General features: G+C 59.2%; 22 protein-coding genes. 5 read left to right on the forward strand and 17 right to left on the reverse strand.

All coding sequences use genetic code 11. The features are described 5' to 3' along the window. Positions 1–201 precede the first annotated feature (201 nt). The 6 genes from AC1RBR_RS17925 to galE form a co-directional block, all read right to left on the reverse strand. The gene (locus tag AC1RBR_RS17925) at positions 202–2,280 is read right to left on the reverse strand and encodes a YjbH domain-containing protein (protein WP_027611486.1); all 2,079 of its coding nucleotides are present in this window, start codon (positions 2,278–2,280) and stop codon (positions 202–204) included. Further along, positions 2,277–3,023 (reverse strand): capsule biosynthesis GfcC family protein, encoded by a 747-nt coding sequence (locus AC1RBR_RS17930; RefSeq protein WP_115989300.1) that lies wholly within the window; start codon positions 3,021–3,023, stop codon positions 2,277–2,279. The genes AC1RBR_RS17925 and AC1RBR_RS17930 overlap by 4 nt, the downstream gene beginning before the upstream one ends. A gap of 11 nt (positions 3,024–3,034) precedes the next feature. After that, positions 3,035–3,700 carry a YjbF family lipoprotein gene (locus AC1RBR_RS17935; protein ID WP_492565899.1) on the reverse strand — a complete coding sequence of 222 codons (666 nt, stop codon included), beginning with the start codon at positions 3,698–3,700 and terminating at the stop codon, positions 3,035–3,037. An 8-nt stretch (positions 3,701–3,708) separates the two neighbouring features. Then, positions 3,709–4,824, reverse strand: a complete 1,116-nt coding sequence (locus AC1RBR_RS17940; RefSeq protein WP_178083338.1) for a polysaccharide biosynthesis/export family protein — start codon at positions 4,822–4,824, stop codon at positions 3,709–3,711. A gap of 90 nt (positions 4,825–4,914) precedes the next feature. Further along, positions 4,915–5,151: a hypothetical protein gene (locus AC1RBR_RS17945; protein WP_003226528.1), complete on the reverse strand. Its 237-nt coding sequence runs from the start codon at positions 5,149–5,151 to the stop codon at positions 4,915–4,917. Positions 5,152–5,382: 231 nt separating this feature from the next. Further along, entirely contained in the window at positions 5,383–6,399 is a 1,017-nt protein-coding gene (gene galE, locus AC1RBR_RS17950) for a UDP-glucose 4-epimerase GalE (RefSeq protein WP_492565901.1), read from the reverse strand. A 389-nt stretch (positions 6,400–6,788) separates the two neighbouring features. Here galE and galU point away from each other — a divergent pair, with 389 nt between their 5' ends. Together galU and AC1RBR_RS17960 are read left to right on the forward strand one after the other, a co-directional pair. Next, positions 6,789–7,622, forward strand: coding sequence for a UTP--glucose-1-phosphate uridylyltransferase GalU (galU, locus tag AC1RBR_RS17955; protein WP_047600100.1), 834 nt, complete (start codon positions 6,789–6,791; stop codon positions 7,620–7,622). Positions 7,623–7,660: 38 nt separating this feature from the next. Beyond that, the gene (locus AC1RBR_RS17960; protein ID WP_492565902.1) at positions 7,661–8,065 is read left to right on the forward strand and encodes a mannose-1-phosphate guanylyltransferase; all 405 of its coding nucleotides are present in this window, start codon (positions 7,661–7,663) and stop codon (positions 8,063–8,065) included. A gap of 90 nt (positions 8,066–8,155) precedes the next feature. Here AC1RBR_RS17960 and AC1RBR_RS17965 read toward each other — a convergent pair whose 3' ends face one another. The 8 genes from AC1RBR_RS17965 to AC1RBR_RS18000 all read right to left on the reverse strand — a co-directional run bounded on the left by AC1RBR_RS17965 (position 8,156) and on the right by AC1RBR_RS18000 (position 17,831). After that, positions 8,156–9,283 carry an SGNH/GDSL hydrolase family protein gene (locus AC1RBR_RS17965; RefSeq protein ID WP_492565903.1) on the reverse strand — a complete coding sequence of 376 codons (1,128 nt, stop codon included), beginning with the start codon at positions 9,281–9,283 and terminating at the stop codon, positions 8,156–8,158. Positions 9,284–9,497: 214 nt separating this feature from the next. Beyond that, positions 9,498–10,541 carry an acyltransferase family protein gene (locus AC1RBR_RS17970; RefSeq protein WP_492565905.1) on the reverse strand — a complete coding sequence of 348 codons (1,044 nt, stop codon included), beginning with the start codon at positions 10,539–10,541 and terminating at the stop codon, positions 9,498–9,500. A 12-nt stretch (positions 10,542–10,553) separates the two neighbouring features. Continuing rightward, the gene (locus AC1RBR_RS17975; protein WP_492565906.1) at positions 10,554–11,657 is read right to left on the reverse strand and encodes a hypothetical protein; all 1,104 of its coding nucleotides are present in this window, start codon (positions 11,655–11,657) and stop codon (positions 10,554–10,556) included. Continuing rightward, entirely contained in the window at positions 11,648–12,877 is a 1,230-nt protein-coding gene (locus AC1RBR_RS17980) for an MATE family efflux transporter (protein WP_492565908.1), read from the reverse strand. Before AC1RBR_RS17980 ends, AC1RBR_RS17975 begins: the two co-directional genes overlap by 10 nt. Further along, complete coding sequence (locus AC1RBR_RS17985; protein WP_166497674.1) at positions 12,874–13,986, reverse strand: polysaccharide pyruvyl transferase family protein; 1,113 nt, start codon at positions 13,984–13,986, stop codon at positions 12,874–12,876. Before AC1RBR_RS17985 ends, AC1RBR_RS17980 begins: the two co-directional genes overlap by 4 nt. 14 nt (positions 13,987–14,000) lie before the next feature. Beyond that, entirely contained in the window at positions 14,001–15,083 is a 1,083-nt protein-coding gene (locus tag AC1RBR_RS17990; protein WP_492565910.1) for a glycosyltransferase, read from the reverse strand. 40 nt (positions 15,084–15,123) lie between these two features. Then, positions 15,124–17,352, reverse strand: a complete 2,229-nt coding sequence (locus AC1RBR_RS17995) for a polysaccharide biosynthesis tyrosine autokinase (protein ID WP_492565911.1) — start codon at positions 17,350–17,352, stop codon at positions 15,124–15,126. Positions 17,353–17,390: 38 nt separating this feature from the next. After that, entirely contained in the window at positions 17,391–17,831 is a 441-nt protein-coding gene (locus tag AC1RBR_RS18000; RefSeq protein ID WP_003226547.1) for a low molecular weight protein-tyrosine-phosphatase, read from the reverse strand. A 290-nt stretch (positions 17,832–18,121) separates the two neighbouring features. On the opposite strand from AC1RBR_RS18000, the gene AC1RBR_RS18005 reads away from it, so the two are divergent. Together AC1RBR_RS18005 and tal are read left to right on the forward strand one after the other, a co-directional pair. Then, a complete protein-coding gene (locus AC1RBR_RS18005; protein WP_095139873.1) occupies positions 18,122–19,084 on the forward strand; it encodes a cellulase family glycosylhydrolase in 963 nt (320 codons plus the stop codon). A gap of 202 nt (positions 19,085–19,286) precedes the next feature. Further along, entirely contained in the window at positions 19,287–20,213 is a 927-nt protein-coding gene (gene tal / locus AC1RBR_RS18010) for a transaldolase (protein WP_115986927.1), read from the forward strand. 215 nt (positions 20,214–20,428) lie between these two features. Here tal and rssC read toward each other — a convergent pair whose 3' ends face one another. Both rssC and rssB read right to left on the reverse strand, forming a co-directional pair. Further along, entirely contained in the window at positions 20,429–20,911 is a 483-nt protein-coding gene (gene rssC, locus AC1RBR_RS18015) for an anti-sigma factor antagonist RssC (RefSeq protein ID WP_003226553.1), read from the reverse strand. After that, a complete protein-coding gene (gene rssB, locus AC1RBR_RS18020) occupies positions 20,908–22,092 on the reverse strand; it encodes a two-component system response regulator RssB (RefSeq protein WP_492565913.1) in 1,185 nt (394 codons plus the stop codon). The genes rssC and rssB overlap by 4 nt, the downstream gene beginning before the upstream one ends. 274 nt (positions 22,093–22,366) lie before the next feature. Here rssB and AC1RBR_RS18025 point away from each other — a divergent pair, with 274 nt between their 5' ends. Beyond that, a complete protein-coding gene (locus AC1RBR_RS18025) occupies positions 22,367–22,666 on the forward strand; it encodes a PilZ domain-containing protein (RefSeq protein ID WP_492565915.1) in 300 nt (99 codons plus the stop codon). A gap of 52 nt (positions 22,667–22,718) precedes the next feature. On the opposite strand, the gene AC1RBR_RS18030 is transcribed toward AC1RBR_RS18025, so the two are convergent. Continuing rightward, complete coding sequence (locus AC1RBR_RS18030; protein ID WP_166497676.1) at positions 22,719–23,408, reverse strand: MlaA family lipoprotein; 690 nt, start codon at positions 23,406–23,408, stop codon at positions 22,719–22,721. Between the last annotated feature and the right edge of the window lie 157 nt (positions 23,409–23,565).

A 23,565-nucleotide genomic window follows, 5' to 3' on the forward strand; every position in this document is an offset into this window, starting at 1 on the left:
GCCCGCTCCCACGGGGGATCTCGGTATGGATCGGGATATGTGCCTCACCACAAAACACTGTGGGAGAGTGGCTTGCCCGCGAAAGCGGTGGGTCAGGCAGCACATGTGTAGAAAGTGCCGACGCCTTCGCGAGCAAGCCCGCTCCCACGGGGGATCTCGGTATCGATCAGGATTTGTGGTCTCCCACAGATCCTTGGGAGGTTACTCGGTAATCTTCGAGAAGTTGCGATAGAACATGTCGCCCTCGCGGCTATCGGTCATTGAGTGCAGCTGGAAGCTGCGATTGAGCCTTGCGCCGCCGTCACGGGTCAGCGGAGCCCAGACCAGGTTGGCGCGGCGCATGGTTGACATGCTCATCATTTCGTCGAACGGGATCGACAGGTAGATGCCCTTGTCGAAACTACCCTCCCCGTACTCGGCGCTGCCGGCGGTAGTGATTGTCGCCCAGGCGCCGAAACGCACGCCATTGAAGAACTCGCGGGAGATGTCGAGTGTGCCGCCCCAGTCGCCGGCCAGATAACGACCGACGCTGACCGCAGCCAGTGTGTCGTACGGCAAATCGGTGTAACCGGTGATGTGCCCGGTCCAGACCGAGTAGTCGCGCAGGCCGAAACCCTGGTCGAACTCGCGCTGACGCACGTAGTTCAGATCCGCCCCGACCGACCAGCGCTCGCCGGTCGGCCGGAACAGCACCTCACCGCCGACGCCGGCAAACATCGACTCCAGATAGCCGCCGTAGACCATGCCATACAAGTCCTTGTCCAACTGCTCGGCATGACTGACCTGGAACAACGGCATGGTGACTTCCGAGGTGGTCAGGTACTGACGCAAATCGGTGCGCACCCGCGGCAGACCGCTCGGCGCATCGTAGGTGAACTTGTCGAAGTTGTTCACCAGGTTGGCACTGAGCAGGCCGTTCCACCAGGTGTTGCGGTTGAAGCGGTACTCCGCGTCCGCGTCGGCACTGAACTGATAGAGCAAGCCATCCGGGCCGCCGACGTTCTGTTTGAAGCCCAGGCCGACGCCATAATTGAAGTGCTGCGGCGCTTCGCTGTAGAGGGTTTTCTCGTTGTGCGGCATCGCCGGGTTGATCTCGGTGGTGCGGTGCAATGACTCCAGCGGCTCCTCGTTGTTGATCACTTCGCGGAAGGTCTGGCGTGGCACGCTGGTCTCTTCCAGCGGCAGGTCGTAGCGCTTGTTGACCACGGTGAACCAGTTGATGTCGTCGTTCACACTGTTGTCGAGAATCCGGCTCGCGCGACCAACGGCCTTCGACGAATGGAAGTAGCGCTGCTGCTCGCCATACACGATCAGCTCGGAATCGCGCTGACTGATGCGCTCGACCTTGTACCCGGCATTCTGCTGCAAGCGTTGCGACACGTCGGCCCAGTTGACCTGTTCCATCGGTGTGGTCGGCATCTTCGCCGGCAGCGGTTCAGGCGTCGGGTCGTAGGTCTTGGCCGGCGCCTTGCGGCTGACGAAATTGGTGTGGAAGGTGATGCCGAACATCGCCGTGTTACCCCGCTCCCACGCCGCGCTGACGTCCACCGAATCGGCCACTTTGAATACCGCACCGAAGTTGATCGGCGAGTCTTGCTTGATCACGTTGTCCTTGGGCTCGTGCTTGTAGTCGTTGCCTTCGTATTCGAGCTTCAGGCTGAGTCGATCCCATGGCGTCTGATAGCTCACACCACCGAAGAACGAAGGCCGACCGCGAAAGTACGAGCCCGAGTTGACGTCACCGGTACCTTCGAGAGCCGGTCGAGTGTCGAAGCGATCACTGACGTAGCCCAACGGGTTGTCGAGATCACCGCGATTACCGAGATAACCCCAGGCAATACCGGCGCTGAAATCGAAGTTGTCGAAGCGTTTGTTAGCGACGAAAAACTCACTGGAGAACAGGCCCGTACCACCGATGTCTCGGAAGCCCAGCGCGACTTCCGGCGCCCAGTGGCTTTCCTGCCACAGCCGGACTTTGGCGTCGACCGCCTTGTCCTTATAGGACTGGCTGCCGCTCAGCGCCTCGGAGCCGTACGGCCGGTTGGTGATCGCAGTGTAACGGAACGAACCTTCGAGCCAGTCCAGTGGCTGCAGCGACACGCTGTAGCGGCTGTAAGGCTCGGTGCGGTTGGCGTTGACGCTCAGCTCGCCGGCCGGAGCCATGCGCGCGGTCGGGGTCTGCAACAGACCGGTGCCGCCGAAATCATTTTGGGTAATACGCGGCTCGGCATGCACCAGACCGCACGGCAATAACAACACAGCTGCAAAACGTAACTTCAACGAACCACCTCAGCCAGCTGCGTGGCAATCAATTCGGCCAACTGCTGATTCAGTTCAGGAACAGGCGGATCCAGATCATCATTTTTCACCGGCACCAGAATCTTGCTGCCGGCCACGGGGAACTGCCCGCTCTCGCGATTCCAATGCGCAATGCCCACACGTCGCACCGCCCCATTGGGCTGAATCAGCCACAGGTAATCGGCCTCGGCATCATCCAGCGGCGTGCAGCTTTCCAGATACTCACGCGCCTCCAGCAAGGGCTGATAAGGCAGGTGGCAGGTCTCGGCAACCGCGCCCAACACTTGCACCTCGTCGACCCGTTTCGGGTAGATCAGCCGATCGCCATCGTCGAGACGAATGTTGCGCGCGAAACCGACTTCCACCGCGACCGGATCGAGGTCCGCCACCTGGCGCCCGGTGACCGGCATCTGCCGCACCTGCTCGGCCAGGCGCAGCGCCAGCGCCGCGCGGCTCGGGCGGTCAAACAAAGACGCCATGCGCTGCAACACATCGAGATCAAACAACACCCCGGCCTTGAGCCGCGCCTGCTCCTCCAGCAACGACTGGCGCAGCAACACGCCGGCCAGCCAGTAACCTTCGGCATTGGGTACGGCCACGCTGATCACGTCGAGCAAGCGCCCGCCCGGCGGCAACTCCACCGGCCCTGGGTTGGCGACATCGCCGCTGACGGTGACCGCTGCCTGACTGATGCCGCTGAGCAACAGCAAGCCCGCCGATAACATCCACCGGCGCTTCAAGGCAGATGCCTGCGATCAGGGGTCAGTTGCACGATGCGCACGCGCATTTGCGTGGTCAGTTGCTGCTCGCTCTGCAGGATGAAACCGTCCAGCGGATCGACCCAGTAATGGTTGGTCGCGTGCAGGCCGATGGCCGGGACGTCGATGCGTTCGTCGACACGCAGCACGGTGTATTCCTTGTCGAGAATCTGCAGAGTTTGCGTGGATCGGCGGGAGAACCGGCTGTTAACGATCAAGCCGATTTCCTGCCCCTTGTACAGGTCGATCCAGCGCTGACTGGTGAAGCCATCGGCGACTTGATGCAGGCCGCGTTTGAACGGTGCGTTGTCAGCCAGCCGCGTGCCGTCCAGGTCGCCCTCCACACCGAGGCCGATGGTGCGCACGGCGAGGCCGTCACGCAGCAGCAACACCTGTTTGCCGGAAGCGACCCAGAACTGCAGGTCTTCACGCTCGCGCACCAGCGCCAGCACCCCGGAGCCGGACGGCGTGGTCAGTTTGACTTGCGGGTACTTGACCTCGGCCACCTGGGCCGCGCTCACGTCCAGCTCATCCGGGCCGAGCACCGCCGACTTGAGGTTGCGCACCGAGGCGGTCATCAGCGGGTTACAGCCACACAACATCAAGGCCGCCATCAGGCAGACGCCAACTTTCAAGGTTTTCACAGTCGGCCTTATTTGCTGTTGTTACTGTATTCGCTCCAGTTCTTCGCAGCGGAAGCCCCGGTCCCGACAATCGATGCCGACGGCACCAGTTGGCTGATGAAGCGGTTCCAGCGCGTGACGTTGGCCGGGCCGACGTACACCACATCCTGCGGACGCACTTCAAAGTGCGAAGCGAGTGCCATGGCGGTCGGCGACTGGGCTTCCAGTTGATAGATCTTCGCCGGCTCGACATCGAGGTTTTCCACCCCGCGAATCACGTACACCGCGTTGCCGTTGGAGGTGGTCTGACTCAGACCGCCGACCGAACCGAGCACGTCGGACAGGTTCATGGTCGAGGTCTTGAAGCTCAGCGCACGCGGCTGATTGACCTCACCCATGACGTAGATGCGCTTGTTGTCGTTGTACGGCAGATACAGCTGATCGCCGCCCTTGAGGAAGACGTGCTGCAACTCGGAATCCTGCTGGTTGAGCGAGTCGAGATTGAGCGGATACACCCGGCCATTGCGCGTCAGCAGCAGGCCCGACAGGTCGGCGTTATTGGTGTCGATGCCGGCAGTGCCGAGGGCCTCGACCACGCTCAGCGGGTTGGTGGAAATCGGCTGCGGACCAGCCTTGGCCACGGCGCCGGAAACCACCACTTTCTGACTGGCGAAACGCAGCACCGCGACATCCACCTGCGGCTCGGCGATGAACGCCGACAGGCGGGACTCGATGTCCGAGCGCAGTTGTTGAATAGTCTTGCCGGCCGCCTGCACTTCCTTGATGAACGGGTAGTACAGCGTGCCATCGGAGCGCACCAGTCGACCGTTGGCGTCGATCTGCTGTTGTGCCCCCGATGGTGCGGTCAGCTCCGGGTGATCCCAGACCGTGATGTACAGCACATCGTTGCTGCCGATGCGGTATTCGGCAGGCGTGGCCAACAGCTCCGCCGGCACCGTCTCACGCTTCTGCGTGGCGCGGGTCATCGAGATCAGCTTGGGCGTGATCGGGATCAGCTCGACCCGACTGCTTTCACTGGCGCCCTGGCGCGTGATGTCGACGGTGCTCAGGTACTGGCCGGGGGAAAACATGCAACCTTGCAAAGCGATACTTGCCAACAGCAAAAGAGAAAAACTACGAGTCATAATGGCACTACGCTATTCAAGGGCGAATCTAAAAATAAAGTCACCCGACTTGCGTCGGGCGACCCTGTACTGCACTAACAAATGTTCCTGTTAGTTGTGCGTGCCGGTGGTGCCGGTAGTACCGGTGGTGCCAGTGGTACCGCCGTTGGCACTTCCGCCGCTGTTGGACGCCGCGACTGCACTGGCAACCATTGCAGTACTGGCAGCAGGCGCTGTAGAAGCCGCAACACTGCCAGATACATTGGTCACCGCAGTAAGCGGCGCTTCAGCGGCGGACGCCCAGTTGCTCAACATCGTCAACAGGGCAATCGCCATCACTTTTTTCATATCAACTCCTTTCTAACATTCGACCTGTTAAAAACCGGCCTGAGTTAGCGGTGGTAGCGTTCAAGTCCGCGAAAAGCGCGAACAAGATCCGTCGTTCTTTCACAGTCTTACCCAACTGATAAAAGTCGAACGGCAGGTTTATATCTACGGACTTGCAAAAGGCATTTCCAGCGTATTTTCCCGACGATATCTAACAGCTGACCGAAACTAACATTCAGTATTAGAACGACATCATTCGAGATAACCGCGCGGATGATTCGATTGCCAGCGCCAGGTGTCGGTGACCATGTCCTGCAGACTGCGCGTGGCTTTCCAGCCGAGTTCTTTTTGCGCTTTCGAGGCGTCGGCCCAGCTCTCGGCGATATCCCCGCTGCGCCGCGGCATCACCCGGTACGGCACGGGTCGCCCGCTGGCCTGTTCGAAGGCGTGCAGCACTTGCATCACGCTGTAGCCGTCGCCGGTGCCGAGGTTCCAGGTATGAATGCCCGGGCGGTCGGCAATTGATTGCAAGGCTTTGAGATGGCCATCGGCGAGGTCGACGACGTGGATGTAATCGCGCACCCCGGTGCCATCGATCGTCGGGTAATCGTCGCCGAAAATCGACAGTTCCTGCAGGCTGCCAACCGCGACCTGGCTGATGTAAGGCAGCAGGTTGTTGGGGATGCCGCTGGGGTCTTCGCCCATATGCCCGCTGTGATGCGCGCCGATCGGGTTGAAGTAACGCAGCAAGGCGATGCTCCAGCGCGGCTCGGCCTGGCTCAGGTCGCGCAGCACGTTCTCGACGATCAGCTTGGATTGACCGTAAGGATTGGTCGGAATGCCGGTGGGGAAATCCTCGCGGATCGGCATCTGCTCAGGCTCGCCGTACACCGTGGCCGAAGAGCTGAACACCAGCCGGAACACCCCGGCTGCGGCCATTGCCTGACACAGCGTGATGCTGCCGCCGACGTTGTTCTCGTAGTAATCCAGCGGCTTGCGCACACTCTCGCCGACGGCCTTGAGCCCGGCAAAATGCAGCACCGCGTCGATCGCATGCTCGCGAAAAATCCGGTCCAGCAACGCCCGGTCGCAGACATCGCCGCGAATCATCAGCGCGCTTTTGCCGCAGATACCTTCTATAGCGTGCAATGCCGCATCGCTGCTGTTGCAAAGATTATCCAGTACAACAACTTCATAACCTGTTTCAAGCAGCGCAAGTGTGGTGTGCGAGCCGATATAGCCGGCGCCACCCGTTACCAGAATCTTCATAGCGCGGTCCGTCATTGGATAAGTGACTAGTAGCCTGTCAAGTCCCTTTCATTGAATCTGTGGCGCACCACACAAATAAGGACGACAACAGCCTCAAACAAAATTAGTTCAACCACTGGCAATAAATATTTTTGCAGGTCAAACTGTATTGCTTGGTACTTATTAGCACCCCAAGTACACTCATCACTATCAACAGATACCGACTAAAAATAACTAATAACGTTGTTACCGACATCTCATAACATTGTCATGTTTTACCCCCTGCGCTAATTGCCATTAACAACCTGACTCAGGTATTAAAGTACTCGTTCAATAATCATTGAAACTTGTGCGCTTTGATAAGTGCGCGCATCCGTTGCCTGTGTTCCATGACTGTCCAGGATACTTTTATGATTCGTAAATGTTTGTTCCCCGCTGCCGGTTACGGCACGCGTTTCTTGCCGGCAACCAAAGCCATGCCCAAAGAAATGCTGCCGATCGTCAACAAGCCGTTGATCGAATACGCCGTTGAAGAAGCACGGGACGCCGGCCTGCAACACATGGCCATCGTCACCGGTCGGGGCAAGCGTGCGCTGGAAGACCACTTCGATATCAGCTACGAACTCGAACACCAGATCCGCGGCACCGAGAAAGAGAAATTCCTCGCCGGCACCCGCGAGCTGATCGACACCTGCACCTTCTCCTACACCCGTCAGGTGGAAATGAAGGGCCTCGGTCACGCGATTCTCAGCGGCCGCCCGCTGATCGGCGATGAACCCTTCGCCGTGGTGCTGGCCGATGACCTGTGCCTGAACCTGGAAGGTGACGGCGTGCTGTCGCAGATGATTCAGCTGTACAAGAAATTCCGCTGCTCGATCGTCGCGATCCAGGAAGTCCCGGCCGACCAGACCCACAAGTACGGGGTGATCGCCGGGGAGCTGATCTCCGACGGCATCTACCGGGTCAATAACATGGTGGAAAAACCGGCGCCGCAGGACGCGCCGTCGAACCTGGCGATCATCGGCCGCTACATCCTTACCCCGGACATCTTCGACCTGATCGCCGACACCCAACCGGGCAAGGGCGGCGAGATCCAGATCACTGACGCGCTGATGAAACAGGCGCAGAACGGTTGCGTGCTGGCCTACAAGTTCAAGGGCCTGCGCTTCGACTGCGGCGACGCCGAGGGTTACCTGCAGGCGACCAACTTCTGCTACGACAACGTCTACCTCAAGGGCCGCTGAGACGGCCCCCGCCCACTTCTCTTTTCAGGAGGCAACCCATGAACATGGCACAGCATGCAGCAGAGATTGAACGGGAGGTGGGCAACCTCGGAGCGGTGAGTTGGCTGGCACGCCATCAGCCATTGCCCAGCGCCAACGAGTCGTGGCTGGGCAGTATTTTGCTGGTGGAGCGCATCGGCATGTTTCCGGCGTCCGGCGACATTCGCCGGACGCTGGCGGATCCCTATCCCCTGCTCGCCCATCTGAAACAACTGTATGCCGAGCAGGCGCTGGAAATGGACGATCGTGATGGGCTGAAGGTGATCTTCAGCGACTGGCGCTTCCGCGTACGCCTGTGCTGCAACGAGCCGGCGATCATCATCAATGTCGAGACCCGGTGTGCCACGCAACTGATGCCGCAGAAGACTGCTGAGCTCCTGAGCCAGATAGATAACTTCAAATAAAAACACTTTCCTGTAGGAGCTGCGGCACGCTGCGATCTTTTGATTTTGTTTTCAAGAGCAAGATCAAAAGATCGCAGCGTGCCGCAGCTCCTACAAGTCGCAACTGTCCGCGTTGATGCCACTGACGATCCAGCGATAGAAGTAATCGGCAATCACTTTCCCGCCCGTTGCCGGCTGCGGATGAATCTTGTCCGGGCCGATCATCGCCGCCGCATAGCGTTTGACGTCAGGGCCGAACGCGCATTGCAGATTGGCAAAACCCAGCTGCTGCTCATGCGCCCACGGCTGCAGCACCTGCGCATACGCCGACATCGGATAGGCACTGGAACGTGTGGTGTCCTGACGCATGATCAGGTTGATGCTCGCCGCCGGTTGAATCTCGCGGATCATCGTTACCAGGCCCTGAACGTTCTGCAGATACTCCGCAGGTTTGACGCCGAAGCCTTGGTCGTTACCGCCGAGCATGATCAGATAAACGTCGGCGGGGATCTTCGACACGGCGGCTTTCCACTGCACCTGCCATTGCGGGTCGCGGTGATAGAAATCCGCCGAGGCCGCGCCCGAAGCTGCCAGTTTCGAAACCCGCACACCGTTCTGTTCGTTGCTCATCCACAAGCCAAACAAGGTCGGTGCGCCCTTCACCACTTCCAGTTTGAATGACCAGTCTGCCGCTGAAGAGAGACCTGCGAGCGGTACTTCCTGTACGCCCGCACCCTTGAGCGTCAACGGTTGCCAGTCTTCCGAGGGTGTCCAGCGGTAGCGCAGCTCACTGGCTTCGCCGTTGCCCAGATAGAGCAATTTCGCCTGGGTGACTTGGGTGGCGATGGCCGGTGTCGGGCTGGCATCGATTTGCAGCCAGGCACCGGGCTTGCCGGTGACCGTGCGGCTGTCGGGGCTGGCCTGACCGAGACCGGACACCTGCCAGCCACCACCGAAGTACTTTTCGCTGCTGCGGGTGTATTTGAAATGCGTGCCGCCCAGCGCCGCGCCGTGGTTGAAGCCGACATAACCGGGGCCGGCAAAACCGACCTCGCCGGCCACGCGCTGCACCAGTTTGTTCAGGTAGAAATCCTGCCCGGCGCTGTAGCTGTCGCCGATCACCGAGACCGACAAGACCTTCCCGGCCTTGCCTTCGCGCCACTGCGCAAAGCGCTCGCGGGCATCGCCCACTTCCACCACCGACGCTGCGACGGGCTGAGCGTCATTTACTGCCAACATGCATTATTTCCTTCAGTCTGGAATGCGGGGACTGGAGTACGACCCAAATCCATTGTAGGAGTGAGCCTGCTCGCGATGGCGTTGGTTCAGACGGTGCAACTCTGATTGACAAACCGCTATCGCGAGCAGGCTCACTCCTACAGAGATTGCGGTCATCTGCTGAATCTGTGTCCAGCACCGAAAACTGTGAGAGCGGGCTTGCTCGCGAAGCTTTTCAGCTATTGGCCGGCACCACCGGAGTAACGCTCGCCAGCGGTTTTTTCTTCGCCGCACGCTCGCCCAAAAACAGCACCGAGGTGACATTGAAGCGACTGAAAATCATCGACAGCAGCACCGGCCCCAACAGACCCGACAGCAGTCCGCTGAGCACCAGAATGCTTTCGTCTTTCACCCCCAGCCGTCCCATGACAAACCGCGAAGTCGCCGCGAACAGCACATGGAACAGGAAGATCGCGTAAGAGTAGCCGCCCAGCCAGGTCAGCCACTTCGAGCGCATGTCACTCGACAGCAAAGCAATGCAGGACACGCAACCCACGGTCAAGCCGATCAGGCTGCGGCGGTCGACGATCAACTCACGGTCAATCGCCGCTACATACAGCAGCGTCAGCGAAATCAGCACAAACACTAGCGGCCCGATCACCTTGAACCGTTGCTTCAACGCCTCGACATTTTCCTGGCCGATCATCCCCGCCACAAAAAACGGCAGCAGGTAAATCGCACCATTGATGCCGAACGCATCGAGTTTGAACGGCGGCAACAGAAACACTGCCGCGGCGAAGGCGAACAGCAGATACAAGCGCGTCATCGAGCGCAGCATCCCGCGCCATTCCAGCAGACCGACGAACATGAAAATGATGAACACCGCCTGCAGGAACCAGAAGTGATTGACCGGCACCCAGAACGACAGCAACGCATCGATTACGCCGACGTCTTTGTTCACCCCCGGCCCCACCGCCTGCAATACCGAGAACGGCACGCCGACGCAAAACAGCGGCACGATCAGCCGTCGCACCTTGCCGCTGAAGAACACGGAAAAGTCATTGCCACGGATTTTGTAGATCGAATAGATGTAGCCGGAAATAAAGGTGAACAGCGGCATGCGCACGTACACCATCGAGTCGGCGATCACTCGGAACGGCGAGCCGATATCGATTTTCAGCCCCCCGCCCAACGGGCCGATGACGTGATAGAGCACCAGCAGCAGGCACGCCAGACCACGCAGGGTTTCGATCTCCAGCGATTTTTTCTTGCTCGACATACAGCACCTGCCTCAATTCAGAACTCGTGATTCAACCCGCACCGGTTTGTTCGCGCGCAACATCAGGCCCAGACCGACAAACAGCACCGGCACCACCATGGAAAAGTGCCGGGCGAAGGAACCGAAGTCCGGCTCGAACAAGCCTTGCACCAGCAGAAACGCCAGCGGAATCGCGATCAGTTCCTTGGGTTTGGTTTCGATCGGCGCGCCTTTGTAATCGGTGGAGGTGATGACTTTGAACAGCAGCAGCGCGGTCATGATCATCAGCGCCACAAAGATCACCTGGCCCGGCCCGGACAACAGAATCAGCTCCACCGGGAACGACAACCGGAAGAAAATGATCATCGAGTCCAGCGCCTGCGAGACGAAGTCACTGCCGCTGAGCCACGAGACGATCAGCGATTTCGAGCCCTCCTCCCCCGCCGTGCGCAACTCGTTATTGCTGGCGCGAATCGATGACACCGGAAACCCCAGCGCCAGCTGAATCGCCATGGCCACCGCCAGGTAAAACAGGAACAGCATCAGGAAGAAAGTGAAGCGCGACACGTACTTTTTCATCACGCAAACGCCGACCCACGACAGCGAAAACAGAATCCAGTAAGGCCGGATCAGCACGCCATAGATCACCGCCGACAGAAAAAATCCGCCGCGGTACTTACGCGTCAATGCGCTGAGCAAAATGCTCAGCACCGCCACCGAAACGATGATTTCCTTGGTCAGGTTTTCCAGAAAGAACGAACGCACAATCCCCCACAGGCACAGGGTGCCGAAGATCGCCAGCGGCATGCGCCGGAACACCACCACCGGAATCGCCGTGAGGAAAAAATTGCAGAACATTCCGTAGGCCCAGGCGTTGGTCAGGTTGATTCCGGTGGGCCGCAGCAGGAACGCCGAACACTCGTAGGAGGAACGATCCGGTGAGAACGGGTTCCAGAAATTGCAGTTGTCGGCGCGGGCGTAGGACGACCACAAGGTCATGGCATCCGGGCCCGGAGCACGCGGGATCAACAGCGGCATCGCCACCGACAGAAACAACCCGGTGAACAGAATCAGGAACGACAGCGAAGAATCGAGTCTGCGGCCGCGAAACTCGATGCACGGCAACTTCAACCCCATGCCAGCGCCCCTTTGGCACGGGTCGCCCGAGTCAACACGGCGATCACCCCGAGCTGCACGATAATCGCGAAGACATTGCCCCACGCCGCGCCATAAATCGAATAATGCTTGATCAGCAGGTAGCTGACCGGCACCGACACCAGCAAGCAAATCGCCGCGCTGGCGAATGACACCCGACTGTTTTTCGACGCGATCAGACCACCCCAGACGATGTCGCCGATGGCCCGAAGGGCAAAGGAAAAGATCAGCACGCCAAGGATCGCGTTGTCCGGACGCGGCACGCTGCTGGCGACGTAATCGAGCGCCACGTTGAAGAACAGATAGATCAGCACCGCCACCGCCGCCGACACCACTAACGAGCGCATCACCCATTTGTTGACGAACAATTGCCGGACGGTGAACGCCTGCTGATCCGCCTGAAACCGCTTGGCCAACACCGGAATACCGACCACCGCCACCACTGCGTAAGACAACGCCTGCAAGGTGTTCGCCGCCGACCACGCGTACACGTATTTACCGAGGCTGGCGTAGGGTTCGAGGTCGGCAATCAGAAAGCGCTCGGCGTACTGACTGAGTGCGATCAACCCCGTGCCGAAATAGAACGGCAGGCCGGCCTTCCACACGGTCGCCGTCGTCAACGCCGCGCTGACCCGGCCCTTGTGCACGTTCACCACAATCAGGTAACCGGCGACGATCACCAACACGTTGGCGGCCACCCACAGCCACAGCACACTGGCGATGCCGGAGACCCAGCCAAGCATCATCCCGCCCACCGCCAGCAGCGCCCAGAGACCGGTCTTGATGAAGAACAGCAGCGCACCCGCCGTGGCTTTCTGTGCAGAAAACACGAACGAGTTGATCTCGAACGACAGGTGTTCGGTGAGCAGCACCAGCGTCACGCAGAGGATCAACGCGGTGCTTGCCTCGACCTGCTGGAACAGCGAGTAAATCCCCACCGTTACCAGCGACAGCAGCAGCCCCACCGCCAGATACAGCAGCAGGACTTTGTCGACCACCCGCCGCGAGCTGCCGCCAACGCTGATCAACCGATTGATCTCGGAACTGAAACCGACGCTGTAGAACTTCGAGGCGATCAGCGACGCGGCGACCACCACGCCATAAAACCCCAGCGCTTCGTAGCCCAGGTAATGGGTGATGGCCAACACCAGCAAGAACTTCGCGCCCAAAGCTCCGCCGCGCAGCAGCAAGCGAAATATCATCGAACGACGCCTTTGATGATCTCGTCCATCATCACTGTCTTGGCTTCGATTTCGCGGCAAGTGTCGGTCAGGCGCTTGCCGAAATTCGACAGGGCGTTCGGCGCGTACACGGTGTCGATGATCTGCTCGACATTGATGTCGCCGCCATTGATCACCCAGTCTTCCACGCCCATGTCCTGATAGGCGCCAAAGCCTTTGCGCTCATAGCTGATGTGGTACGCCGGGACACCGGACAGCAGCGACTCAATGGCGCCGTGCAGACGCACCGAGATCACCAGGTCCGGCTGATATTTGGCAATCGTCGCTTTCAACGACAGCAGGTCTTCGCTGATGCCCAGCTCGCGATAGAACGCACCGTCATCGTTGCCGCGAACGGCACTTTGCACCGCGCAGACCACTTTGCTTTTGTTCTTCAGGCGCTGCAGCAGCAGCTTCAGGTTGGCGACGTAGGCGACCTTCTTGTCCTTGCTCCACTCCGGCGGCTTGCGCAGCACCACGCACACCGTGGCCGGCGATGCGGCGCAGCGGGTGAACTTCGGTTGCTGAAGGATCTTGCTGGCCAGTGACTGCACCGCCAGATCCGGCGCGCGGTAGACGTTTTCGCAGGCATCGAACATCGCCGAGGAACGGTTATCGCGCACGAACACCGCGTCGGCGCTGGCGTAGTGATCGACGATCTTGCGGCTCTCGCCATGGAACGGGCCGATGCTTTGCGGCAGGTACACCGACGGCACCTTGCTGAGGATTGCCGTTTCAAGTTGCTTGGCGTGGCCGAGTTTCAGCTTGATGTGTTCGAAGGCACTTTTCGAACGCATGTAGCCGCCACCGACGCCGACGATCAGATCGGTCTTGCGCAACAGATCCGCCAGCCCGGCATACGACTGATTGAGGAACACCGCCTGCTTGACCCGACCCAGGCCCTTGGCCGCCATCACCGGCGCGTCGAAACGCGGGTGCGGCAGGTAGGCGAAAGACTGCGGGTCGGACGCCACGACATTGATCGCGGTGTCTTCGCCAAAGTTGCGCTGCACCAACGCGATGGCCAGATCGACGAGCAGGCCGTCACCGGAGTTGGACGCACTGTAGCCATGCAAAATCGTTACGTTCATAAGCTGAGTTCTACTTAATAAGTGGGAGCGCAATACACGTCGTAGGTCTGGCGGATCATCAGCGCGGCGCTGAAGCGCTCGCGCACGATGTTCCGGCCTTCGCTGCCGAGGTCGAGCAACCGCGGCTTCTGGATTCGCGCCAGCACATCGGCCAGCGCCTGGTGATCACCGGTGGGAAAGACGTAGCCGGACACTTCATGGGTGACCAGTTCGGGCAGTGACGTGCAGTTACTGGCGATCACCGGCAAACCCATGGCCATGCCTTCCAGCGGCACCATGGCAAAACCTTCCCAGCGGCTCGGAACGATCAACGCGTCGGCCTGTTGATACAGCGCCTGCACTTCGGCTGGCGTGACCCACGGCAGGTACTCGACGGCGTCCATCTCGGGGCACTCGACCTTGTCTTCGTTGACCGCACTGCCGACCACTGTCAGTTTCAGATCGCTGCGCTGCACCTTGGCGAAGGCCTTGAGCAACACGTCGAAGCCTTTCTGGTAGTCGAGGCGGCCGACGAACAGCAGATGAATCGGCGCGGGGCTCTCGGCCTTCGGTGCTTCATCGCGTTGGTGGATGCCGTTGTAGATCAGCTTCATGCGCTTGCGCTGAATGCCGAACCGCGCGGCCTTGTCCATTTCGTAGCGACTGACGCAGATGATCACGTCGGTGACTCTTTGCAGGACCCGCTCGATCCACGCGTAGAGCTTCTGCTTGGTCGGCGAGCTTTCCATCAGGAACGAAAAGGCGTGCGGGCAGTAGACGATTTTGGGTCGACGCCATGGTTTGAGAAGCACGCACACGCAACGGCCGATCACCCCGGAAAAGGTACTGTGCAGATGCACCACATCGGGTTTTTCCTTGAGCATCACTCGGGTCAGTTGCCAGGCAAAACGTAGCAACGAACGCACATCCCGCCCGCTGCGTTCGAACGTGCGAATCTGCTGTGCATCGATGCCGTGCAGCTCTTTTTTCTGATCGAGCGGCACCAGATAGACCAGCTCGTAGTTCGAGTCATGGCCTTCGGGCGACGCCGAGATGGTGCGGATAACGGTGGCGACTCCACCTTTTATCGTTTCAGCCACGTGCAGTATTTTCTTCACAACCCACCCACTTTCATGCCTGTTGGAACGTCCCTGAATCTCAGGATTTGTCCGACGCGTATTCGTAGTTGTAATAGCCGTAGCTGCCATTGCCGTAATAGCTGGCAGCGCGCTTCTCGACGCCGTTGAACACCGCGCCCTTGAGCTCGATGCCGTTCTGCGCGAAGCGGCGAATGGTCGCTTCAATTTCCTTGGCCGGGTTTACCGCAAACCGGGTGACGATCAGGCTGATGCCGGCTTCACGCCCGACAATCGCCGCGTCGGTCACCGCGAGCAATGGCGGCGTATCGATGATCACCACGTCGTAGCGTTCACTGAGTTCGGCCAGCAGATCGCGGAAATTGGCATGCATCAGCAGCTCGGAGGGATTGGGTGGAACCTGGCCACGGCTGATGAAGTGCAGGTTGTCGATTTCCACCGTGTTGACCGCCTGCTCGATGCTGCAGCGCTTGACCAGCAGATCCGACAGGCCATTGGCGATCGGCACATTCAGCGTCTTGTGCAGGTGGCCCTTGCGCATGTCGGCGTCGATCAGCAGCACGCGCTGACCGCTTTGTGCCATGACCGCCGCGAGGTTGGACGAGACGAAGGTCTTGCCGACCTGTGGGCTGGGGCCGGAGATCATGATGCGGTTGTTGGTCGAGTCCAGCGCGGCAAAGTGCAGGCAGGTGCGCAGGCTGCGGATCGATTCGATGGACAGATCGGTCGGGTTGCGCAGGGCCAGCAGATAGGCCGGCGTCTCGGCGGTGCTTTTGACCCGGCCCTTTTTCGTGTCCTCGTCACGCTGCAAGGCGCTGTAAGGAATCGAGGCGTACACCGGCAGCCCGAGCTGTTCGATGGCTTCCGGGCCTTCCAGACCTTTGCTCAACGATTTGCGCAACAGCACCAGGGCCACTCCGACAAAGGCGCCGAGGAACGTTGCGATCAGCACGATCAGGGCTTTTTTCGGTTTGACCGGGCTGCTCAGGTCAACATCCGCCGGATCGATCAGGCGCACGTTGCCCACCGCCCCGGCACGGACGATGTCCAGTTCCTGGGACTTGTTCAGCAACTGCGTGTAGATCTGCGAAGCCACTTCCACGTCGCGGGTCAGGTTGAGCAATTCCTGCTGGGTGGCCGGCAGATCGCCGACCTTGCCTTCCAGCGACTTCTGCTGCTGGGTCAATTCACCGATCTGCGACATCAGCGCGCGATATGCCGGATGCTGTTTGGTGAACTTGCGATCCATTTCCGCCTGCTGCATTTTCAGCTCGGAAATCCGCGTTTCCAGCGCCACGGACTGGCCGAGCACCGATTGCGTTTCCATGGAAATGTTCACGGTCTTGCCGTGGGTCTGATAGGCGTTGAGCGCATCGCTGGCCTTGGCCAGATCACGCTTGACCTGCGGCAACTGGCTTTGCAGGAACGCCAGGCTCTGCGCCGCTTCCGCCGAGGTGCGGCGCACGTTCTGATCGACGTAGAGCGCGGCGATCTTGTTGAGGATCTTCACCGCCTCGGCGGCGTCGGCACTGGCCAGTGCCAGGCGGATAATCCCCGACTCTTTACCTTGCTCGGAAATATCCAGCGCATCCTGGTAACCCTGAATGGTCACGATCCGTGGATTGCGCACCACTTCGAAACGGGCACCCGGATTGGCTTGCAGGCGCTCGATCAAACCCTCGACGCCATCCTGGGCGAAGGCTTCGCCGGCGACGCCCTCGACCAGCAGGTTGTCGTTGTCATCGAGCAACTGAAAATGCTGTTGTTCGCCAGCAATCAGGGTGAGCTTCTTGCCCAACAGTTCTTTGGGCAGATTGAGCCGGGCGAACTCCAGACGCTCACCGCCCCAGGCGTAGCTGTTGAAGCCAAAACGCGGCGGCGCCACGCTGAACTCGGTTTCACCGCGATAACGCCGGGCGAGAAAACCGCCGATGACCGGGAAGGTGTTGGGGGTGACGTCAATGTCCAGGCGCAGGTCATCGACAGTTTTGCCGATCACCGCGCGGGACTTGATGATGCCGATTTCGGTCACCGACGGCGATTGCCCGCCGAGCATGCTGCTGAGGTCGGAAAAGCCGAGCATGTCGTTCTTTTTCGGTTCGACCTGCACCAGCGCGTTCGCCAGGTACACCGGCGTCGCCAATACCGCATAGGCAACACCGGCGGCCATGAATGCACCGGTGAATGCACCGATCAACCATTTCTGGTCGATCAAACTGCCGAATATGCCGAGAAGATCAATACTGTCTTGATCGTTATCACGGTTGGCGATTACTGACGGTAACTGCATAAGTCTTTCTTACCATTCACTGATCTGAAGAATATTCATCAATGTCCGAGGCGCTGCGCCCACGAGCTAACAGCATCTTCAATCAATGCATGGGCATGAATAAAAGCGGCCTTACCTTGACGATACGGATCCTGTATTTCTCGTTCGCTCTGCCACTTGCCGAGAAGAAACACTTTGCCCCGGGCGTGCGAGGCAATCTTCAGCACCTGATTCACATGTTGTTTTTCCATGACCAGAATCAGGTCTGATTCATTGACGATATCGGCGGTCAATTGCCGGGCCTGGAAACCTTCGGCGCTGTGCCCGTGGTCTTCCAGCACCTGACGTGCCGACGCCTCCATGCCTTCGCCAACCCGCGCAGCGAGGCCTGCGGAAGTCACCGAGATGGTTGAAGGGGTCAGCGCGTTACGCAGCAGAAGTTCTGCTGTCGGACTTCGGCAAATATTGCCAACGCACACGACAAGGATCTTTTTGAACAAGGTTTACATTCCTGTGTAATATCATTCTGCCAACATCTAGAGCGGATCTTAATGAACCCACTAGATCATTCTGCACTCAGAAATAGATTCGCCCTGTTAGTACCAGCGTATTAAGTACCACAGGGTCAAAAGCCGCCAAAACACAATTACCGGACTAAAAATAACTGTGATTTTCAGGTTGGATTTTCCTGACAAAAAATAACATTCATGCACTAAGCACTCTTGTCAGTTTCGAAACTGGAGTAAGGGGATAACTATTCGTCGTTGTCATTCTCATCCGGAGAGCAGACATGAAATCAGCCCATCTCAAACAGCTCGGCGCCTCGGCGCTGCTGGCACTCAGTGTTGCCACTCATGTTCACGCCAGTGAACTGTTTCCCAATCTTCCCGCCAGAACCATCGGCGTTCAGGTGAAGATCCAGAACTTTACCGCCGACGACGCCGCCAACATCAAGGCTGCCGGCTTCAGCTTCGTACGTTTCGGGGTATGGAGCGACAGCCTCAGCGCCAAGGCCTATCAGAAACAGGTCAGCGACGCATTCGCCGCCGCCCGGGCCGCTGGCCTGCCGGTGCTCCTGACCGTGCGCGCGATCAAGCCATTGACTGCAACGCCAGCCAATACAAATGAACTGGCGACGGCGGGCGAAGCATTTGCCAACGCCCTGACCAACCTTGAAACCACCTACAGTTCGCAGCTGGTCGCCATCGAGATCTGGAACGAGCCGGATCTGGAAACCTACTGGCCAACGCGCAATTTCGACACAACGTTTGTGCCGTTCATGAGTGCTGTGTGCAAAACACTTCAGGACAAACCGCAGTCCGCACCGCGAATCGGCTACGGTTTCGCGCGGCCGCCAACCGCCGGTTCGGCCTCCACCGTAGCGTTGAACCGCATCGTCAGTGAGCACCCCAAATGCCTGAATGCGATTTCCTACCACCCCTATGGCATGACGGCCACGCAGATCAGCAACGCGCAATCGTTCATCCAGCAGAACTTCCATCTGCCGGGGGTCATCAGTGAATGGGGAATTTCGGCGCTCGGTTCCAACGGCGGGATTGAAGGGCAAGCCAGCAAAGTCGGCGCGTTCATAGCCGACGTCAAAAGACTGAACATTCCGCTGACCTCGATCTATGAATGGAAAAACAGCGACTCGGGCAGCAATGAACGGGAGAAGAACTTCGGCTTGCTGACCTCGGACGGCCAGCCAAAACCCGCGAGAGCGGCGGCCGAATTGCAGCTCAACGCCCAATAAGTCAGCGGCAACTGGCCTGGTCACAGGTCAGTTGCTTTGAACCTGCGGCCGATTTTGGCATCGTATTCATCGATACCGCGCCCCACCGTTCAAACAGCCGTTCTCAGGTTGTTGCCCCCGGGGAACCCGTTACGCCTTGATGCCCTTGAGTGGCCGTCAGCGCTCGGGTAATGTCGTCAAACCCACAGGACAGAGCACACCCATGACTTCCAAGCTGGAACAACTCAAACAGATGACCACCGTGGTTGCCGACACCGGCGACTTCGAAGCAATCGCCCGGGTCAAGCCGGTCGATGCCACTACCAACCCTTCCCTGCTGCTCAAGGCAGCCGCCATCCCGGCCTACGCCGAGCTGCTGAACGCCTGCGTCAGCGACTGCAAGGGTGACGTGGGCCTTGCCAGCGACCGCTTCGGCGTCGCCGTGGGCCAGGAAATTCTCAAAGTGATTCCGGGCCGGATTTCCACCGAAGTGGATGCGCGTCTGTCGTTCGACCAGGACGCCGTGCTCAAGCGCGCGCATCGCCTGATCGAGCTGTACGACAAGGCCGGCGTCGGTCGTGACCGTGTACTGATCAAGATCGCTTCGACCTGGGAAGGTATCCGCGCTGCCGAGATCCTCGAGAAGGAAGGCATCCAGACCAACCTGACCCTGCTGTTCTCCTTCGCTCAGGCTGCCGCTTGCGCTGACGCCGGGGTATTCCTGATCTCGCCGTTCGTGGGCCGCATCTACGACTGGTACAAAAAGGCCAACGGCAACGACTACACCGGCGCCGATGATCCGGGCGTGCAGTCGGTCACGCGCATCTACAACTACTACAAGGCCAATGACTACAAGACTGTGGTCATGGGCGCCAGCTTCCGCAATCTGAGCCAGATCGAGCAACTGGCCGGCTGCGATCGCCTGACCATCAGCCCGGACCTGATCGACAAGCTCGCGGCAGACACCGGCAAACTGGAGCGCAAACTCGCCCCGGGCCACGCCGGCGAAGCGCGCCTGAGCCTCAACGAAGCACAATTCCGCTGGCTGTCCAACGAAGATGCGATGGCTACCGAGAAACTGGCCGAGGGCATCCGTCAGTTTGCCCGTGACCAGGAGAAGCTTGAGGCGCTGTTGCAGGCCAAGCTGTGATCTGAATCGCTGAAATGCAAAAAGGGCGAACCCGGTTGGGTTCGCCCTTTTTTTGTGCCTGCTGGATTATTAGTGTTTTGGCGAGAGCTATCGCGAGCAGGCTCACTCCTACAGTGGATCTGTGGATTACTCAAGATTATGCGTCAAATGAGAACCCCTGTAGGAGTGAGCCTGCTCGCGATAGGGCCAGCAGGCCCTACCCACATTTCAGGCCATCAATGCCGCTCGAGGGCATTCACAAGGTCATGAAAGGCTTCACGATTGGAGTCGTTCAGGCCCATGAGGATCTTGTGCGCTTCGAGCACCTTGATCCGCACCACTTCTTCGGACTGGTCCTGATCCGGCAGGTCATCCAGGCACTCGGGGCACGGCACCGGGTGGTTGACGATGTTGAATACCTGCTCGAAGCCCATCGACTGCAGCAGACGGGTGATGTCTTCGTGGGTGGTGACGACGGTCGGCAGCAGGCCGACCTTTTGCCGCGACAGGATCGACAGCTTGGCCAGCAGGCCCAGGGTGGTGCTGTCGATGCTGCGGGTTTCGGTCAAATCGATCACGATCGCGTTGAAATTCAACGCGGTGAAGATTTTCTCAATAGTCGCATCCAACGCCGAACACAGGGTCAGGCGAACTTCACCGACGAACTTCAGGACGAAGGTGCCGTCCTGCTCGGCGAACTGGATTCTACCGGTACTCATTGAAGGTTCCTGCTCAACACCAACAGGGCGATATCATCCGGCATCTCCCCTAGCGTGGCCAATCCAAACACTTGCCGCAGACCATCCAGGCTGCCGCCCGCCGCCTTCACCAGTTGGGGCAAAGCGGCTTCTTTATCTTTGAGCGTAGGTTCTGGCAATAGATCCAGAATACCGTCAGACATCAGCGTCAGGCTGAACGTCGGTGGCAGCTCAAGCACGTGATCTTCGTAGGTGGCCTCGTTGAAAAGGCCCACCGGCAAACCGCGGCCTTCGAGGTAACGAACACTGTCAGGCGTGTACAACACAGGCAACGGCAGATGGCCGCCGATGCTATAGGTCAACAAACCGGTCTCCTCGTCGATGACTCCACCGACCATTGTGACGTGTTTGCCCAGCTTACAACTGATCAGCCCCCGGTTGATATGACCAAGGACTTCCGAAGGCTTGAATTCCGGCAACGTGCCGTTGCGCTTGGACTCGAACAGCAGGCGCGTGGTCATGAACTTCAGCAGCACCGTGACGAACGCTGAAGAGGCGCCATGCCCCGATACGTCGGCCAGGTAGAACGCCACCCGACGCTCGTCGACACGGAAGTAGTCGACAAAATCACCCGACAGGTACAACGACGGGATGATCTGGTGGGCAAACTGGAACTCGTCGATGCGCCACGGGCTTTCCGGCAGCATGTTCATCTGCACCTGACGACCGGCGTTCTGGTCTTCCTGGAGCAGGTTCAGGCTGGCTTCGAGCTCGCGGTTGGCCTTCTCCAGCTTCTCGCGGTAGCGCTGGTTCTCCAGCAACAGGCGCGCACGATCCAGCGCGCGACGCACCGAATGCTCGAGCACGGCCAGGTCTTCGAGAGGCTTGATCAGGTAGTCCGCCGCACCCAGGCGCAGCGCCTCGACCGCGTCGTTCATCACGCCGGCACCCGAAACGACGATCATCGGCGTTTGCGGTGAGCGCTCGGTGACCTGACGGATGAGTTCGAGACCGCCCATCTGCGGCATGCGCAGATCGCAGATGACCAAGTCGGGCTTGTCTTGCTCGAATACCTGAAGACCCTGTTGGCCGTTGCTGGCCTGCAGGACGCTGAAACCACTGTCTTCCAAATAGGCCGCGAGGCTCGCGCGCACTACTTCGTCATCATCGATTATCAGCAGCGTGGCACTGGTTTTTGGCATGTGGGCAAACGGCGCCAGAATTAGGTTGGCGTAGCAGGCGGGGCATTGGCCCGGCTCAGACTACTGGATTCGCTTTCTAGCCTCTCTGCTGCACCGCTTTCGAGCATTGAGCCGGAACGCGATTGCACCAGAGGTGCCCTTCTAAGGCGCAGACGGTACTCCCATCCGCGGGGCGTTTCAAGCATGCGCCGATGGTCGCTTGACGACTTTACTTGTCAAATCACCGAGAGTTATAAGAACAGCTCAAACCGTAACCCAATGGAAGGTCGAAGCCATGAGTCAAACCGGTCGGGACTACAGCGAAAAGCGCGATTTCATCCGCATGCGGGTCGATGCCGATGTGGTGTTGATTCATGAAGGTGATGAGATCGCCGGCGTGTGCATCGACCTCTCCAGCAGCGGCATGCAGGTCGAGGCACCGCGCCAGTTCGCGGTCGGTGACCGTTTGAGCGTGCGCATCGATTCCGATCATGCAGCGCTGAGCGGGCTAGAGGCGGAGACCGAAGTGGTCTGGGTCAAGGCACAGGATGGCGCCAGCCAGAAGCTCGGCCTGACCATTTTGAAGATGAAATAAGCGCACACAAAAAAGGCGGCCTCATGGGCCGCCTCCTTGTCATCGGTCGAGATTAAAAATCGTCTTCGACCTGGCCATCCTTCACTTTGAACTCGCGGTTCTGCAAGTAAGCGTTGCGGATGAAGGTGTACTTGTCGCCGCTGATCAGCTTCTCGCTCGACAGCAGGCTGGCGCGGGTGTCGACGATGTTCAGGCCGAAGATCGAGTTACGCGTCGGCACGTCGTCGATGTAGCGGTACATCCCGGTGAAGCTGTCGACGTATTTCGACGGCGCGTCACGCAGGGTGCTTGGGCCCATCAGCGGCAGCATCACATAAGGACCGCTGCCGACGCCCCAGTAGCCGAGGGTCTGGCCGAAGTCTTCGTCGCTGCGGTTCAAGCCCATCTTGGTGCCGACGTCGAAGAAACCGAGCAGGCCGAAAGTGGTGTTGAAGATCAGGCGAGCGGTGTCGACGCCAGCGGCAGCGGGCTTGGCCTGCAGGATGTTGTTGGCAAGGTTGGTGACATCACCGACGTTGCGGAACATGTTGTGGATGCCGTCTTCGAGGAACTGCGGCGTCACGAACTCATAGCCCTGCGCCAGAGGCTTCAGCGCATAGGTGTCAACGAAATCGTTGAACTGGAAGATCGGGCGGTTGACGCTTTCCCAAGGGTCTTCTTCCGTTGCCGCCTGAGTGGCGAACGGCGCCAGCAACAGACCGGCACATACACTTAGCTGAGCGAGCGGATAGCTCCAGCGCATAGAAAAACTCCTTGGATTTGTACTGTCGCGGACATCGGAGCCCGGGCATTAAGGCCGCTAGTATAAGCGCAAAAGCCTGTTTGGACAGTCGGCCAATTGTGCAAAGTTGTAGGAGGCTTCCCACACCGCGCGTCACATAGCAGTCACGCAACTGTCA

The organism is Pseudomonas sp. GW823-FHT01D03, from assembly GCF_058798255.1.

Bases quoted from the DNA above. Each gene is read 5' to 3' on its own strand.
- AC1RBR_RS17930 (WP_115989300.1), bottom strand. From the start codon at position 3,023: ATGTTATCGGCGGGCTTGCTGTTGCTCAGCGGCATCAGTCAGGCAGCG.
- AC1RBR_RS17940 (WP_178083338.1), bottom strand. From the start codon at position 4,824: ATGACTCGTAGTTTTTCTCTTTTGCTGTTGGCAAGTATCGCTTTGCAA.
- AC1RBR_RS17945 (WP_003226528.1), bottom strand. From the start codon at position 5,151: ATGAAAAAAGTGATGGCGATTGCCCTGTTGACGATGTTGAGCAACTGG.
- galE (WP_492565901.1), bottom strand. From the start codon at position 6,399: ATGAAGATTCTGGTAACGGGTGGCGCCGGCTATATCGGCTCGCACACC.
- galU (WP_047600100.1), top strand. From the start codon at position 6,789: ATGATTCGTAAATGTTTGTTCCCCGCTGCCGGTTACGGCACGCGTTTC.
- AC1RBR_RS17960 (WP_492565902.1), top strand. From the start codon at position 7,661: ATGAACATGGCACAGCATGCAGCAGAGATTGAACGGGAGGTGGGCAAC.
- AC1RBR_RS17965 (WP_492565903.1), bottom strand. From the start codon at position 9,283: ATGTTGGCAGTAAATGACGCTCAGCCCGTCGCAGCGTCGGTGGTGGAA.
- AC1RBR_RS17970 (WP_492565905.1), bottom strand. From the start codon at position 10,541: ATGTCGAGCAAGAAAAAATCGCTGGAGATCGAAACCCTGCGTGGTCTG.
- AC1RBR_RS17975 (WP_492565906.1), bottom strand. From the start codon at position 11,657: ATGGGGTTGAAGTTGCCGTGCATCGAGTTTCGCGGCCGCAGACTCGAT.
- AC1RBR_RS17980 (WP_492565908.1), bottom strand. From the start codon at position 12,877: ATGATATTTCGCTTGCTGCTGCGCGGCGGAGCTTTGGGCGCGAAGTTC.
- AC1RBR_RS17985 (WP_166497674.1), bottom strand. From the start codon at position 13,986: ATGAACGTAACGATTTTGCATGGCTACAGTGCGTCCAACTCCGGTGAC.
- AC1RBR_RS17995 (WP_492565911.1), bottom strand. From the start codon at position 17,352: ATGCAGTTACCGTCAGTAATCGCCAACCGTGATAACGATCAAGACAGT.
- AC1RBR_RS18005 (WP_095139873.1), top strand. From the start codon at position 18,122: ATGAAATCAGCCCATCTCAAACAGCTCGGCGCCTCGGCGCTGCTGGCA.
- tal (WP_115986927.1), top strand. From the start codon at position 19,287: ATGACTTCCAAGCTGGAACAACTCAAACAGATGACCACCGTGGTTGCC.
- rssC (WP_003226553.1), bottom strand. From the start codon at position 20,911: ATGAGTACCGGTAGAATCCAGTTCGCCGAGCAGGACGGCACCTTCGTC.
- rssB (WP_492565913.1), bottom strand. From the start codon at position 22,092: ATGCCAAAAACCAGTGCCACGCTGCTGATAATCGATGATGACGAAGTA.
- AC1RBR_RS18025 (WP_492565915.1), top strand. From the start codon at position 22,367: ATGAGTCAAACCGGTCGGGACTACAGCGAAAAGCGCGATTTCATCCGC.
- AC1RBR_RS18030 (WP_166497676.1), bottom strand. From the start codon at position 23,408: ATGCGCTGGAGCTATCCGCTCGCTCAGCTAAGTGTATGTGCCGGTCTG.